Genomic DNA, 15,445 nt, shown 5'->3' on the forward strand with positions numbered 1-15,445 from the left:
ACGTGTTATAGGCGGGGTCAACCGGCGGCCCGGCCCTGCCGGGCCGGTGACTTCCCGGATACCGGGATCCGCGGAAGCTGCGGCAGCGCGACAGGGGCCACCGGCAGCCGGATCAGGCCGGGCAGCGCCCAACGGGGGCGGCGCCGGGCGGTGCGGGCCGATGCCACGATATGGCCGGGCCGCGTCGGTAGGCCGCGATGATCGCCGATACCGACAACCGCCGGGCGGCGGATCCGCCGGTGCAGCCGCCGCACGCCCAAGACCAGCCCGGCAACGGCTGTCAGCCCGAGCGCGACCAGCCGCAGCAGCCACGGCTGAGTCGGATGTTCGGTGGCGGCCTGGGTCGCCGCCTGGGTGAAGGTTTCCGCCACCGGCACCCCATAGTGCTGGCGGCGCGAATTCAGCTCCACCGCGGTCGCCGCGACCGAGGCGAGAGTTTCGCAGCGGGTCCGCACCATCGGCTCGGCATGGGCGTCGCAGGCCTGATGCAGGCGCACGCCCAGGGCGCGGTCCAGTTCCTGCCGCGCCCACGGGCCGAGCGGGGCGCCGACGCTGTCGGCGTAGCGGAGCAGATCGTAGCCCAGGTCGTGGGCCATACAGGCGGTATCGAATTCCGGCGGCAATTCGACCGGTGACGAACAGTCGCCGTCGGGTGCCACGAGCACACCCTGCCGCAGGATCGGCTCGTAGCCGGAATAGGTTGCGAAGTCGCGCGGTATGGCCGCCGTGGCAGCCTTACCCGGATCACCCGAAGTCAGCCCTACCACCGCGAGTCCGGTGGGGCCCGCGATCGAACCGTCGAAACCGACGGCATCGGAAGCGGGAGCGGTTACCGCCGTGAGTGCCAGACCGAGCACAGCCGCGCCGGCGAGCGCGGGTGGCGATATCCGCCGCAACCGGCGCCGTTTCCGGCGCCGGTGATCGTCACTGGGTGAAGCCATGGTGGGACACCTTAAGGGCAGAGCCTGTGCGTTTCCGAACGGCACCGTAGGCGGTACCGGCCGGTGCGGGCACGGTGGCGCGCCCGCATCCGGCGGGCAAACCTGCGCGCACCAGGGTCCGGGGCTACTCGCAGCCGGGTAGCGCGGTGCCCTGGTCCACGTCGTAGCGGTGACCGTGACCGGGGGGTGCGGACAAGGATCCCAGCAGGTCGGCGGTGGTTTGGACGAAACTCGCCACCGGCAGCCAACCAGGGGCCGGCGCATCCCGGCGAACGCCGGTGAGGTCCGGCGGACGCCACAGCAGATCGGGTGACCAGTGCACTACCGGGTCGGAGCTATTGGCCAGGACCGCCGTCCGCGCCCCGGGTTCCCGGCCGCCGCCGCCCGGCATACCCGCCCACAGCACCGAACACACCCGGCGGTTCTGCTCGGCTGCTCCGGCGAACACCGCGCTACCTCCGAGCGCGCCCAGACTCTGCCCGTACAGGTGTAGTCGCGGTGGGTTCGGCAAGGTCGCTGCATGGTCTTCGATGGCGGTGAAGAGCGCGCGGGCGGATGCCGTGGCCGAATCCCGGCCCAGTACGAACGTCGCCCAGCTGGGCAGTTGTGAGTACTGCAAGGCCGTCACCGCGAAATCCGCACCGAACCGTTCCCCGAACCCGCGCAGAGCCCGCGCGTCCACCCATCCCGAACCCGTGGGTACGGCGATCACCAGATCCGCACGGTCGAAACCGCCGGCCCGGTCCAGCTCCCGGACCGCCAGTTCGGCCCGCGACGCCAGATCCGGCGCCGACTTCAATCCCACATACACTCGGACGGCCCCGGCCGGGCCGTTGGTCACGAACCGCTGTCCTTCGCGACCGAGCGAGTCCCAGCTCACGAGGGACTCGGCGCTCCCGGACCGAGTCATCGCCCCCGGTTGTACGAGGCCGGAATCCGCGCTGCCGCCACTCGCCGCCGCGATCCCAGGAATTCCGAAGAAGGCCACGGGCAGCGTTGCGACCACCGTCGTCGCCACCCCTCGCGACCATCCGATCCGCCGTAGCAACCGGCCGGCCGTGGAAACCCCGGCCACCAGGACGATGGTGAGCACCAGTGACCCGGCAGCCCAGAAGGACCAGTACTCCGGTCCGATGCGCGCGACACCCATGGCGTCGCGCAGGGTGTTCTGCCACGACGCCGCATGCAGTATCGAGGCCACCACACCGACGGCGGTGGTCGCGAGCACCAGATGCCGCCCGGTAGGTACGCCGGCGAATCGGTTCGAGACCGTGCGGCGTAGGCGCCCGGTGCGTACGCCCCAGGGGCGACGGGTGAATATGCGCGGGTTGGCGAGCGTGCCCGAGGGGCGGTCGGTAGCGCGATTGCCGAGTCCGCCGGCGGGGCGGACCGATGCTCCATCGGACGTGAGATCGCCCAGCGCTCCGATCGCGCCGCCGGTCATGGGTGCCGCGGGCGGTCGGCCGTTGGGGCCGCGGCACGATGGGGCGACTGGCTGCTCGCCGGAGAGTTCTGAGGTCCGCTCGGCGCCGGCGATCGAACGGTCCAGGCAGGCGACACCGGGACCGGGGTGGGTTTCGGCGGCGCCGGAGGCGACGAGTGCCCGGCGTATCCCGGCTGTGCCCGGACCGGAACTGTTCGGCAAGCCGGGCACCGGGGCGATGCGTCCGTGGTCCGGGTGCGCAGCCGTTGCCGGGAACGGGCCGCCGGTGAGCAGCGTGCCGGACGCGCCCCCGATGCGGGAGCGGAGTTTCCGGCGGGGCAAGTGCCGACCCGGGGTGTTGCGCCGGCGGCGGGAGAACCGGAACCCCGTGAGTCGTGCGATACCCAGCAGTGCGACGACCAGCACGGAGGTGAGGACGGCCTGGGCGGCGGCAGTGCGGGGGAGCAGGCCCGGCGCCAGCGACAGTATCGTGCCCAGGGCCACCGCGAGGGTCATGCCGACCGGGAAACCGCGGCGAAGATCGCCGGGCGTGGTCGCACCGGATATCGCCGAGCGGACCGATCGAGCCGCTACTGCGGTACCGGTTCGATCGAACGGCCGTAGGAGAAGAGGCGCGGACGGCCAGAGCGGCCGGGCTGCGGCCGGGGTGATGTGTTTCATGCGTACTCCTGCCGGAACGGGATCACCGGGAACGTGGCGCGAATGGCCGGCGATAGGCGCAACCCCCGCGAACCCAGCGAGCTCCGCGAAGGGGTGCCGGCCGGTTCGGCCGGCGGTCCGAGCGAGGCCGGGCCGCCGGGATGGCTGCCGCCCACGCCATTACGCGACCCCGCGAGCTCGAACGGGTCGCGCAGCGCCGGGCGGCCGAACCGGCCTCCCGCGCAGGTACGCCAGGTCAGGAATGTGGCGAACGCGGCGAGTATCAGCGCCATCACCCGCGGCAGCCAGGTCGTGGCCGTCTCGGCGAACGAGAAATGTTCGACCACCGGCGCTCCGTAACCCTGACGCCGCGAATTGAGGTCGACCGCCGCCGCCGCGATCCCGGCCAGGGTGGTGCAGCTGGTGCGGGCCATCGGATCCTGGCGGTGCCGGCACGCCGACAGCATTCGATCGGCGAGGGCGCGATCGAGGTCGCGGCGGGCCCATCCGCCGAGGGGGTGACCGCTGTGCTGGGCGTAGCGCAGCAGGTCGTAACCGAGGTCGTGTGCCTTGCACGCGGTGTCGAACTCCGCGGGCAGCGGTATCGGTGAGGAGCACGAACCCTGCGGGGCGACCAGGATGCCGTCGACGACCGTCGGGCGGTATCCGGTGACGGCGCCGAAATCGTCGGGCAGCCGCGGCGCGGTCGCGGTGCCGGTCAGTGCGCGGACAGCGGACGCGGCCGGGGTGGTGTCGGCCGTCGGTCCGGCGGCATCGGCCGTGGGTACCGCAAGCAATGATGCGGCCGCGGCGATTCCCGCGACGGCGAACGCGGCGGGCCGGCGGAACGGCGTCCGGCGGCGCGCGGCAGTGTTCGAGACAACCATGGTCGTGACGGTATGAATCGATGACGGTCGCGGCCGTCCCGCTCAGGAGCGGTTTCGTGCCCGCCCCGGACGGTGAGAGCGAGGTGCGGTGTACCCCGGGTGTACGGGCCCGAATTCACCCCACGGTATGAGGTGGATCCGGCCGGCGGTTCGTACTGTCGATGCCATGATGGAGTTCAGCGCCGCGCAACCGGCAGCGAAGTCACCGCCTCTCCGGGGCCGGCTCGCTCGCCTCGGTCCCCGGTGGTGGGTGGATGCCGGAACGGTTTTCGTGGTGCTGGTGTTGTTCTCGGTCGCCTGGCCGACCCTGCACCTGACCCATGACGTGCCGTGGTCGATCGCCCCGCTCGTCGCGGCGTTCGCCGCCCTGCCCGTGTTGCTGATCCGGCGGAACGCGCCGCTGGGCTGGGCCGTATCCGCCGGTTCGGCGCTGCTCATCGCCCTGGCCGTACCGAACGAGCCCGGTGAGGCGCTGCCGTTCCAGGTAGTGCATATCCTCGCGCTCTATTTCCTGGTCTTCGGGGTGGCGTTGCGGTCGCCGCCGCCGCTGGTGGCAGTGGTGTGGGCGGCGACATCGCTACTGCTGGGCGCGGCGCTCTCGGAAGAAGGAGTCGGCGCCGACCCGTGGGCGTGGCCGGTTTCCCTGGCCGCGACCGTGTTCGTCGCGGTACTGCTGCGGTCGCTGATCCGTTCGCGGTCCGAGCTGAACCGGCAGACCGAACTCAGCGAACTCGAACGCGCGCGGCGCACCATCCTGGAAGAGAAAGCGCGGATAGCTCGCGATCTGCACGATGTGGTCGCCCACCATATGTCGCTGGTGGTCGTACAGGCGCAGACGGCCCCGTACCGGGTGAGCGGTGTGAACGATGCGGCGCGCTCCGAATTCGAATCGATCGGCGCCACCGCCCGGGAAGCGCTCAACGAGATACGCAGCCTGCTCGGAGTGTTGCGCAGCGACGGCCAGCTCGCCGAAAACACACCGCAACCCACCGCTGCCGATCTCGAAGCGCTGTTCCATTCCGCCACTCGGGCCGGGGTGGATCTCACCTGGTCGGTCGAGGGCACGCTCTCGGCGATCCCCGACACCGTAGGTTCCGCGCTGTACCGGATCGTGCAGGAATCGCTGGCCAATGCCGGCCGGCATGCACCCGGCGCCCCGGTCCGGATCGGAATCGACTGTGCCGATACGGTCACGCTCACCGTGGTCAACGGCCCGGGCACCGGTCCGGCGGCTTCCGGGACCGGCGGGCACGGAATTCCGGGAATGCAGGCGCGGGCCCTGGCGGTCGGCGGCCGGTTGACGGCGGAACCGACGGCCGACGGCGGATTCCGGGTCAGTGCATTGCTGCCCCGCACCGTCGCGATGGACCTGTCTTCGCCGGCCGTCACCCGACCCGGCATGCCCGCCTGATCCGAAACAGTCGTAACGTCAGGGCACAACGGTCCGGACGTCCCGGGAACCCTGGGCTTGCAACGGCTCCCGGATCCCCACCCCCGCGCCGATGCCGCCCGGACCCGGCCGGGCATCAACGACCACCGAATGGCCGTCGACGATCCTTGCAGCGCGTGCGTGCCGACTTTCGTGAATGCGGTTCGGCAGAAGACTCGCGGCCTGTCTCATAACCGGACCGTCGGGGCAGCGGCCGAACCGGAAAGCTACTCCGCTCCGGCTACCGGAGCTTTTTCCTGGCCCCCTGGCCCCCTGGCCCCCTGGCCCCGTGGCTGGCCCACGACCCCATTTTTCCAGACCTCGTCGGGGCCCACATCAATGGTTCGGGGCCCGTCTCGTTCTGGAGCGACAGAGCGGGGGAGTGAAGCGGAGGAGCGGCGGAGTGAAGAACGAGACGGGCCCCGAACGCCGCGCCGTCGGAGGCGGCGCCATGGATACAGCGGCGGAGTGAAGAACGAGACCCATGGGGCCCCGAACCTCGCGCCGTCGGAGGCGGCGCCACGGATACAGCATTTAAGCTGAGCGCGTGGCAATAACCGTGTTGATCGCCGACGACCAGGCCATGGTCCGGCAGGGGTTCGGGGCACTACTGGCCGCGCAACCCGATATCAGTGTTATCGGTGACGCGCCCGATGGGAAAGTGGCGGTCGCCGAGGCGGCGCGGTTACGGCCCGATGTGGTGCTGATGGATGTCCGGATGCCGGAGATGAACGGCCTGGATGCGGCGCGTTCCATCCTGTCCGCGGGGTTCGATCCGCCGGTGCGGGTGCTCATGTTGACGACTTTCGATATCGACGACTACGTCTACGAGGCGCTCGGTCTCGGCGCCAGCGGGTTTCTGCTCAAAGATGCCCCGGCCGAGGAATTGGTGCGCGCGGTGCGGGTGGTCGCGGCCGGGGAGGCGCTGCTCGCACCGACTGTCACCCGGCGGTTGATCGCCGAGGTGACGATGCGGCGCTCCGCGCGCCGTACCCCGTCGCCGGCACTTGCGGCGCTCACACCGCGGGAACGCGAGATTCTGGAGTTGGTTGCCCGCGGGATGTCCAATACCGAAATCGCCGAGGCCTTGTTCATCGCCGAGCAGACGGTGAAAACCCATGTGTCGAAGGTCTTCACCAAATTGGATCTGCGGGATCGCGCGCAGGCGGTGGTGCTGGCTTATGAATCGGGTCTGGTCACCCCCGGCTGATCGGATATTCAGGTTTCCATGGACTGCGCGGATTACCGATTTCCCGGCGGAACCGGCGGCGTGTGCCCGGTAGGCTCACGAGTCTGTCAGTCACCCGAAGGGGGTCGTGTTGCTCAACAGCGGTGACGTGTTCGCCGGTTTCACTATCGAGCGGCAACTCGGTGAAGGCGGAATGGGTGCCGTGTATCTGGCCCGGCATCCCCGGCTCGGGAAACTGACCGCCCTCAAACTGCTCAAACCGGAACTGTTCGCCGACGCCGCGATCCGCACACGTTTCGAGCGGGAAGCGGATCTGGCTGCCGCCCTGGATCATCCGAGCATCGTCACGGTGTACGACCGTGGGATGGAGGGTGAGCACCTGTGGATGTGCATGCAGTACATCGACGGCGCCGACGCGGGCACAGTGAATTCTCTGTCGTTGCCGCCGGACAAGGCGGTGCAGATCATCGCGGGTGTTGCCGACGCGCTCGATTACGCGCACGGAAGGGGCGTTCTGCACCGGGATGTGAAACCGTCCAATATTCTGCTCGCCCGCGCCAATACCGGGCAAGGTGAGCGGGTTTTCCTGACCGATTTCGGTCTGGCGCGGTTGCGTGCGGAAACGGTCCGGTTGACACAGACGGGAATGTTCACCGCGACCCTCGCGTTCGCCTCGCCGGAGCAGATGACCGGCGGCGATATGGACGGCCGGTCGGACCAGTATTCGCTGGCCTGCACGCTGTACTGGCTGCTCACCGGAATGGCACCGTTCGATTCCCCGAATCCCGCCGATATCATCCACGCGAATCTGCAGCTGGCGGCGCCGCCGCTGGCGGTCAAACGGCGTGGCCTGCCGCCGGGGCTGGATCCGGTGCTGGCCAAGGCGATGGCCAAACATCCGGCGCACCGCTACCGGACGTGCGCGGAATTCGCTGCGGCCGCGGAACGTGCGCTGGCCGCCCCGCCGTCCCCGCAGCCGCCGGCGCCGGCGCCGGCGCCGGAAACGACCGGGCCGGGTTCCGGGTTCGCGCCGGCAGCGGGATATGCCCCCGCGCCACCTGTTGCGCCGGGCGCGCCCGGGCCGGCGGGATATCCGGCCGACGGTCGATACGCGGCCGGCGCACCGCCGGTTGTGCCCCCGCAGTCGGCGGGTTCACCGTCGACGGGCGCGCCACGAGGACAGGCTGTGGAGCAGGCGGGCGGGGCGGCGCACACCGACGTCCCGTCGGGGCAGGCCGACCATGCCGGTGTGCAACCCACTGTCGCGATCACGCGACCCGCACCGCCGGCCGGTGCGCCGGGTCCGGCGGTGGAGCAGACGGGCGGGTTCGGCGCGGTGCCTTCGAGCGTCGAGCACACGGGCAAAAACCCGCAGGCCCCCGCGGGAGTCGAACATACCGGCGGGCTACCTGTGGTACCGGCGATGTGGCCCGAGCCCGCGGGCGCACCGGCCGGTTACGCGGGTGGATCGGTGGAAGCCACCGGCGCCACGGCGACCGTGCACCGCGGCGGCTACCCGCCCGGTCCACCCGGTTTCTCCCCGCCGCCGCCGGGTTACACCCCGCCCGGCAATACCGCACCGCCGGTGCGGCGTAGCCGGGCACCGTGGATCGCCGTGGCGATTCTCGTACCGCTCATCGTGCTCGCCTTGATCGCGGTGGTCGTGGTGGTGTTCCTGGACACCGGCGATTCGGGCTCGGGCAGTGCCCCGGCCGCGCCGCAGACCTCCACCCTGGAACGGGAACCGAGCAGTACGGCCGGTCCCGGCGATTCGCCCGGCGGTGAGCCCGGTGACCGCACCCGCCGCCTGTTTCCGTCCCTGCTTCCGCAGGGGTCCGGACTCGACGGGCTCGGTTATCAGAACGCTCGATGCAGCAGGTTCGGTCCCGGCGATCAGATCCCACTGCTCCCGGATGTGCCGGTTTTCGACGATGTACTCGAAGCCCGCCCCTGGGAGGCGATCTGGGATTGCCGGCAGGTCCAGCTGCAGCCCGACCGGATGGACTACACGATCATCACCTATCGGGACGCCGAAGCCGCCCGGGAGGTGGTTGCCGGCCTGCCCGCGCACGATACGTCGGCGGGTACCAAATCCGGCGAACCGTATATCGCCCATGTCTGGGAGGATTCCGGCGCACGCGGCCCCTTCACTGTGAACATGCTGGTCTCCTTCGGTTCCGGAGGAGATTCACCGCGCAGCAACTCCCTGCTGTTCGTTCGCAAATGGGGCCCGACTGCTCGTCAGGACCTCTACAGCTGGTGGGCGGACGCACCGCTGTGAGGCCCGCGGCGCTCCCGGCTGCCGCGAAACCTCCCAGCGGGCAGCGTGCGACCGGTGGCGCCGCCCGCTACGTCGGATTCGGCGCCGGTCGACCAGCCGATGCCTCACTGAACTCGGTGCTGCGACCGGCCACGGCGTGGGTAGTAGTGGTGCGTTCGTCCGACCCGATGCGTCCGTCGCCGAGGGTGACCACCCGGTCGCAGTAGTCCACTGCGCCCCGGTCGTGGGTCACCATCACCACCGAATTACCCGATCCGGCGACCTCGGCCAGTAATCCGAGGATCGAGGCGCCGGTTTTCGAGTCGAGGTTGCCGGTGGGTTCGTCGGCCAGGATGAGCGGCGGGTCCATGATCAGCGCCCGCGCCACCGCGACCCGCTGCATCTGCCCGCCGGACAGTTCGGCGGGACGGTGCTCGGCGCGTGCACCGAGCCCGACCCGGTCGAGCAGTTCCAGGGCCCGGGGTTTCGCCTTACGCAGAGCCTTGCCGTCCAGCAGTTTCGGTACCGCGACGTTTTCCCACGCCGACAAGGTGGGCAGCAGATTGAAGAACTGGAAGATGAACCCCACTCGATGACGCCGGAATTCCGACTGCTGTTCCTCGCTCAACATCCCGATTTCGGCGCCTTGGAACCGGATCGACCCGGCATCGGGGCGATCCAGCGCGCCGAGCATATGCAGCAGTGTGCTCTTCCCGGACCCGGACGGACCGATGACGGAGGTGAACTCGCCCGCTTCCAGGCGCAGCCCGATCCCGTCGAGCGCCCGCACCGGCTGATCGCCGACACGGTACTCCTTCACGACGTCGGTCAGTTCCAGCATGGCCGGCTGCGTCATCGCCACCCCGTCTTCCACAGATGTAGGGCCGGGGCCGGTTCACGCGACCGGCACCCGCGACGCCGTCCGGGCATCCAGTACCGCACGCAGCACCGGCTGTTCGGCCGCCAGCTCGAGGTGTACCTCGTCCACGGTCCGGCCCTGGGCGGCACCCAGTTCCAGCTTGGCGTCCAGATGAATGTTCCACCGATAGCGCAGGGCCGCAAGTACTCCCTGCGGTCCGCCGAACAACCGGTCGAGGTGGGGGATATCGTCGAACAGGTCGGCGCGGGCGGGGTCGGCGGCCGCGCGGTCGAGAACGGTGCGCAGGATCTCGGTGCGCAGGTGCTGTTCTGTCCAGGACATGATCCGTGCCCTTTCGGTCGGGGCCTGGGGTGCGCCGTCCGGTCCGGCGCCGGCGTGTTCCACGCTATGGATCCGCTGCCCGCACTGCGTCGTGCGGCGGGCGAGAATCGATCTCCTACCGGGGGTGGAGACGAGCCCCGGCCTCAGGGCGGATGTATCGCACGGCCGGGGCTGATTACCCTGGAGAGGTGCCTGAGAGCCACCTCACACCCGGTTCCGCGGCGGGTGATCACCCGGGGCGTCCGGGCGGGGGCGTCGCCGCGGTGACCGTTCGGGCCGGCCTGGTCTGGCGCCGGTTCACGAACGGGCGGCTGCGGCTGGGCTGGCACCCGCTCGGGGACCTGCCGTTCGACTACCCGCCGAAGGTGGTGCTGTCCGCCGATCTGGCGCTGCTCGTCCTCGGTCTCGTCGCCTGCCTGCAGCGGCACGAATACTTCCCGACGGTGCTGCCGTTGCTTGCGGTGGTGCTGCTGTTCCTGTCGGTGCCGGCCTATGTGCTGTTCGGGATCGTGCCGCGGCCGCTGGTACTGGGCATGGCGACGATGGTCGCGGCGGCACTGTTCTTCGCCCAGCCGGTCGAATCCGATTTCGCGCCGTTCGTGCTGATGGTGGTGGCCGCCGAGATCGCGGCGATCGCGCCGAAGCGGGTGAGTATCCCGCTGGCGCTCCTGGCGACCGTAGAACTGGTCGCCTTCGCCGTGATGAGCCAGGCGCTGTGGGGAAACGATAATCTGCGTACCGGTGTCCCGATGTACGCGCTCGGTATCCTGCTCGGCTGGCTGGTCGGCGTGATGCTGCAGTACCAGCGGCTGTACCTGTATCAGGAACGGGAGAACCAGAATGTGCGGGCCGCGCAGGCGGCGGCCGCCGAACGCAACCGCATCGCCCGCGAAGTACACGATGTGATAGCACATTCGCTCACCGTGACCCTGCTGCACGTCACCGCCGCCCGGCATGCGCTCAGCACCGACAGCGATGTGGAGGAGGCGGTGGATGCGCTCGCCGACGCCGAACGGCTGGGCCGGCAGGCCATGGCCGATATCCGGCGCACGGTGGGCCTGCTGGATTCCGGGCGGACCACGGCGGGCCCGGAACCGGGCGTCGACGATATCTCCGCCCTGATCGACGACTTCGCCAACGCCGGCCTGACGGTGCGCCGCCGTTTCACCGGCGATCTGGACCGGATCTCCGCGGCGGTCGGTCTCGCGCTGTACCGCATCTGCCAGGAATCTCTGGCCAATATCGCCAAACACGCATCCGGCGCGGCCGTCGAATTCGCACTGGAAGTCGGCGCGCGGTCGGCGGTCGTGCGGGTGCGCAATCCGCTTTCGCCGGGGGCACGTATCGGGCACGGCACCGGTGTCGCGGGGATGCGGCAGCGGGCCGAAGGACTCGGCGGCCGGATCCTCGTCGGCCCGGAGGCCGGTTCCTGGATCGTGCGGGCCGAATTCCCGCTGCACGACCGCCCCGGGCAGGTCGACGAGTCCGCACCCGATACCCGCGAAGAACACTGCGCGCTGATGAAATCGATCGGCGTCCCCCAAGTCCGTAGACCGGGACTGCCCGGATGACCACCGAACTCCCGCCTCGGGCCGGGACAGCGCGCGAGAACGGACGCCGGGACGTAGGCGGCGTGCGGCGGACCGGCCGGTGCGTGCGTGACGGACCGGGCCGGTCACTCCGCCGTGCAAGTGCCCGGGGATTCACGAACCGCGCGAAAACCGGCAGTGACGAGATGTTGCCCGTGGCCCGGGACCGGGGCAGGCGCCTCTTGAGCGCCATTCCGAGGCCGGCCGGGCGGAGAACTCGGTGGCAGGTCGTCCGGCCGGGCCGATCGGTGAGACAGCCGGGGCGACGTATGACAGGGCGGCCGTGTGTACCGATACGGCTCCGGCCGGTGCCGGTCACCGATTAACGGGAGGAAAAATGACCAGGGTCGATAGCGATCCGGAAGCCCTCGAGGTCTTGATCGTCGACGACCAGGAACTCGTGCGCGGCGGGTTACGCCGGATCCTGCGCCGCCGCGACGGGTTCCGGATCAGCGAATGCGCCGACGGCGACGAGGTGCTCGCCGCGGTCGCGGCGCACACTCCGGATATCGTGCTCATGGATCTGCGGATGAAACGGGTGGGCGGTATCGAGGCCACCCGGCTGCTGCGAGCCCGCGCCGGCGAACCTCCGGTGCTCGTGCTCACCACCTTCGACGACGATCAGCTGCTGTCCGGGGCTTTGCGCGCCGGCGCCGCCGGGTTCCTGCTGAAGGATTCCCCCGCCGAGGATCTGATTCGAGCCGTCCGCACCGTCGCCGCGGGCGGGGCCTGGCTCGATCCGGCCGTCACCGGCCGCGTGCTGTCGGCCTACCGCACCTCCGCGGTCCCGCCGGCCGGACCACCCGCCGGTGGTGAGCTGACCAGCCGCGAATACGAGGTCCTGGCGCTGATCGGCCGGGGCAAGGCCAACAGCGAGATAGCCCACGCGCTCGGAATCTCGGAGGTCACCGTGAAATCCCATGTGGGTCATATCTTCGGCAAGCTGGGACTGCGCGACCGTGCCGCCGCCATCGTCTACGCGTTTGACCACGGTGTGGTTTCCCCGGGACAATCCAAGGTTTGACGGGCAGCCCGGCGCGATTACGCGACCGGGTCGATACGGCGCCCGCGACGTGGAGAGGATGGACGGGTGCAGGCGCCAGGTTCCGAAGTCGGCGGGCGGTTCGGTCCTTATGAGCTGCGTTCCCTGCTGGGTAGCGGCGGAATGGGAGAGGTCTACGAGGCCTACGACACCGTCAAGGAACGGGTGGTCGCGCTCAAACTGCTCTCCGGCGATCTGGTCGGCGACCCGGAATACCAGACCCGGTTCCGTCGCGAATCGCAGGCCGCGGCCCGGCTCGCCGAACCGCATATCATCCCCATCCACGATTGGGGTGTGATCGAGGGCCGGCTGTTCATCGATATGCGGCTGGTCGCCGGCACCGATCTGCGATCCGTACTGCAGGCCGGTGGTCCGCTGAGCCCGCAGCGCGCGGTCACCGTGATCGAGCAGATCGCCGCCGCCCTGGATGCCGCGCACGTCGACGGTCTGGTGCACCGCGATGTGAAACCGGCGAACATTCTGGTCACCGACACCGATTTCGCCTATCTTGCCGATTTCGGGATCGCCCACCACGCGGGTGATTCCGCTGTGACGCAGGCGGGGGTCGCGGTCGGCTCCTACACCTACATGGCGCCCGAACGGTTCGAACGCGTACCGGTCACCGCGCGCGCCGATATCTATTCGCTGGCATGTGTCCTGCACGAATGTCTCACCGGCGCGCAACCGTTCGAGGCTCCGAGTATCGGCATGCTGATCCGTGCGCATCTCGCCGAACCGCCGCCCCGGGCAAGTCTTCAGCGAACCGGGTTACCGGCTGCATTCGACGATGTGATCGCATGTGGTATGGCCAAGGATCCGCACGAGCGTTTCGCTACGGCAGGAGAACTCGCTGTCGCAGCCCGTACCGCGCTGAACTCCCCGGCACGTCCGCCGCAGTCGCACGCGGCATCTGCACCGGGAACCGGCGAATTCCCCGCAACACCGGTGCCTTCCGCGGAGAGCTCTCCGCCGACCGGCGGTATACCCACTCTGGTGGTCCGGATTCCGAATCGCGACGAAGACGGCACCCCGGATCAGACCACGGTCCTGCCCGCGATCATCCCCGGCGACCCCACCTCGGTGCGCCCGACCGAATTCGAGTTCACTCCGCTCACCTCCGACGACCAGGCCGAGCCCGAAGTCCCGGGTCCCGGTATCCGCCCGTTCCCCGACGCCCACCTGTACCAGAACGAGCAGTTGCATCCGGCCGCCGATCCGGATTCGGCCCCCGCAACCGGTGGTATGCCGGTCGCCGACTTCTACCCGCCCGACCAGGCGACCCGCATCTACGGCCAGGGCCTGGGGCCCACCGCACCCGGCACCGACGATACGACCCGCGTTTTCGAGCCGCCGCAAACCGCCCCGGACCCCACCGGCGCCGACGCCACCCGCGCCTATCGGCTTCCCCCCGGCTCGGCCGATCCGGAATTCCGGCCGGGCGAGCCTGCCCACGAACCGGATGATGCCTACCGTTCGGACCTGCGTGCCTACGGCATCCGGCCCCAGTCATTCGAGAACGGCTACCGATCGAGCGAATACCCCCTCGAGGGTCGCCCTCATGGGCCGGGCGAACAACCCCTCCAGCCGGATGAAGGCGGCCCCCGATCGGGCGAATACCCGGTGAACGCCCACGGCGGAACCGACCGGTCTGCACAGTCGGGCGACTTCCGGTACCGCCCGGACGACGACACCCGCCGGGTGGACGACTACACCCATGTCCCGCCCGGCGCCTACGGGCCGGATGAGCGGGGTTATCCGCCCGCCGAGGGCGCATACGGACAGAGCGCACAAGCTTTCCGGCCGGATGAGGGCGGCCATGGCTCGGGCGAGTATCCGGTGGATGCCCACGGCGGGACCGGCCGTGCCGCACAGCCAGGTGATTTCGGCTACCACCCGGGGGACGCCCCCCGGCGGGTGGACGATGACGACCAGTTCCCGGCGGGTCGTGCGTACGGGCCGGAGGAAGGTGCCTATCCGCGGGCCGAAGGTCCACACGGGCCGGGCGGTGCGGCCGATCCGGCCACCGGGGACTGGTGGACCGCCGAGCGTGGGGCCCCCTCCGAGGATCGGCAGCCCGGCGGGCCGGTCTCGCCGGGCCCCGGCGGCCTGTTCGGTTACGGCGGTGCCGGCTCCGGACCCGGCGACCTGCAGCCCGACTCGTACGGTTCCGGTGCTGCTTCGGGAGCCCCGCAGCCGGACCCCTATGCCGCCGCCTACGAAGCCGGTTACCGCGACAGCTACATGGCGAACGCGGCCCGGCCCCCTGCGTCCGACCGGGAGGGGCAGCGGTCCCGCACGATGCCGATCCTGGCCGGGGCCGGGGTGTTCGTGCTCGTCGTGCTGATCGCGATTCTCGGGTTCACCTTCCTCGGATCCGGCGGCGAGGAGGAAACGCCGAGCGCCGCCGAGCCCACCGGTGCCGCCCTCACCAGCACGCGCAGCAGTGCGCCGGCCACCTCCACCGCGCCGGCCAGCACCTCCACCACGACCACCACCACGCGTGCCGCTGTGCCGGCCGATGCGCAGCCCTGTACCTCGGCATCGGGTGGGGGTGCCTACGGTTCGGCGGCGGCCGGGACCGCGGTGACCAGTTGCGAGTTCGCCGAGGCAGTACGGCAGGCCTATCTGGATCCCACGGTGGTGTCCGCCGAGGGGGAACCCGTTTCCATCGAGGCGACGAGTCCGGTGACCGGGCAGGCCTACACCCTCGAATGTGTTGCCGCGGACGGCCTGGTCACCTGCCGTGGCGGCAACAACGCGGTCGTGTACCTGTACTGACCGGCCCCGGCCCGGTGCCGCGCACAGTTCGCGGGCCGATCCGGGC

Annotated in this window: 11 protein-coding genes; 6 read left to right on the forward strand and 5 right to left on the reverse strand. The window is 70.1% G+C overall.

Features of this window, described 5'->3' with window-relative positions:
• Nucleotides 1-17: 17 nt before the first annotated feature.
• The 3 genes from NFL01S_RS30725 to NFL01S_RS30735 form a co-directional block, all read right to left on the reverse strand.
• A complete protein-coding gene (locus NFL01S_RS30725; RefSeq protein WP_062979820.1) occupies nt 18-941 on the reverse strand; it encodes a hypothetical protein in 924 nt (307 codons plus the stop codon).
• 124 nt (nt 942-1,065) lie between these two features.
• Nucleotides 1,066-3,045 (reverse strand): alpha/beta-hydrolase family protein, encoded by a 1,980-nt coding sequence (locus NFL01S_RS30730; protein ID WP_062979821.1) that lies wholly within the window; start codon nt 3,043-3,045, stop codon nt 1,066-1,068.
• Nucleotides 3,042-3,911 carry a hypothetical protein gene (locus tag NFL01S_RS30735; RefSeq protein WP_062979822.1) on the reverse strand — a complete coding sequence of 290 codons (870 nt, stop codon included), beginning with the start codon at nt 3,909-3,911 and terminating at the stop codon, nt 3,042-3,044. Before NFL01S_RS30735 ends, NFL01S_RS30730 begins: the two co-directional genes overlap by 4 nt.
• Nucleotides 3,912-4,077: 166 nt before the next feature.
• On the opposite strand from NFL01S_RS30735, the gene NFL01S_RS30740 reads away from it, so the two are divergent.
• From NFL01S_RS30740 to NFL01S_RS30750, 3 genes are all read left to right on the forward strand, one after another.
• On the forward strand, nt 4,078-5,322 hold the full coding sequence (locus NFL01S_RS30740) for a sensor histidine kinase (protein WP_157117133.1): 1,245 nt from the start codon (nt 4,078-4,080) through the stop codon (nt 5,320-5,322).
• 565 nt (nt 5,323-5,887) lie between these two features.
• Nucleotides 5,888-6,550 (forward strand): response regulator, encoded by a 663-nt coding sequence (locus NFL01S_RS30745; RefSeq protein ID WP_033241265.1) that lies wholly within the window; start codon nt 5,888-5,890, stop codon nt 6,548-6,550.
• A 106-nt stretch (nt 6,551-6,656) separates the two neighbouring features.
• Nucleotides 6,657-8,810, forward strand: coding sequence for a serine/threonine-protein kinase (locus NFL01S_RS30750; RefSeq protein ID WP_062979823.1), 2,154 nt, complete (start codon nt 6,657-6,659; stop codon nt 8,808-8,810).
• Nucleotides 8,811-8,877: 67 nt separating this feature from the next.
• Here the strand turns inward: NFL01S_RS30750 and NFL01S_RS30755 are convergent, their stop codons facing one another.
• Nucleotides 8,878-9,645: an ABC transporter ATP-binding protein gene (locus tag NFL01S_RS30755; protein WP_084493404.1), complete on the reverse strand. Its 768-nt coding sequence runs from the start codon at nt 9,643-9,645 to the stop codon at nt 8,878-8,880.
• 39 nt (nt 9,646-9,684) lie between these two features.
• Nucleotides 9,685-9,990 (reverse strand): hypothetical protein, encoded by a 306-nt coding sequence (locus tag NFL01S_RS30760; protein WP_062979824.1) that lies wholly within the window; start codon nt 9,988-9,990, stop codon nt 9,685-9,687.
• A 188-nt stretch (nt 9,991-10,178) separates the two neighbouring features.
• Between NFL01S_RS30760 and NFL01S_RS30765 the strand changes: the two genes are divergently transcribed.
• The 3 genes from NFL01S_RS30765 (at nt 10,179) to NFL01S_RS37725 (ending at nt 15,399) form a co-directional block, all read left to right on the forward strand.
• Complete coding sequence (locus NFL01S_RS30765; RefSeq protein WP_245670962.1) at nt 10,179-11,561, forward strand: sensor histidine kinase; 1,383 nt, start codon at nt 10,179-10,181, stop codon at nt 11,559-11,561.
• 355 nt (nt 11,562-11,916) lie between these two features.
• Nucleotides 11,917-12,603, forward strand: coding sequence for a response regulator (locus tag NFL01S_RS30770; protein ID WP_062979826.1), 687 nt, complete (start codon nt 11,917-11,919; stop codon nt 12,601-12,603).
• Nucleotides 12,604-12,669: 66 nt separating this feature from the next.
• Nucleotides 12,670-15,399, forward strand: coding sequence for a serine/threonine-protein kinase (locus tag NFL01S_RS37725; RefSeq protein WP_062979827.1), 2,730 nt, complete (start codon nt 12,670-12,672; stop codon nt 15,397-15,399).
• Nucleotides 15,400-15,445: the final 46 nt, after the last annotated feature.

This window comes from Nocardia flavorosea NBRC 108225 (assembly GCF_001613385.1).
Taxonomy (GTDB): domain Bacteria; phylum Actinomycetota; class Actinomycetes; order Mycobacteriales; family Mycobacteriaceae; genus Nocardia; species Nocardia flavorosea.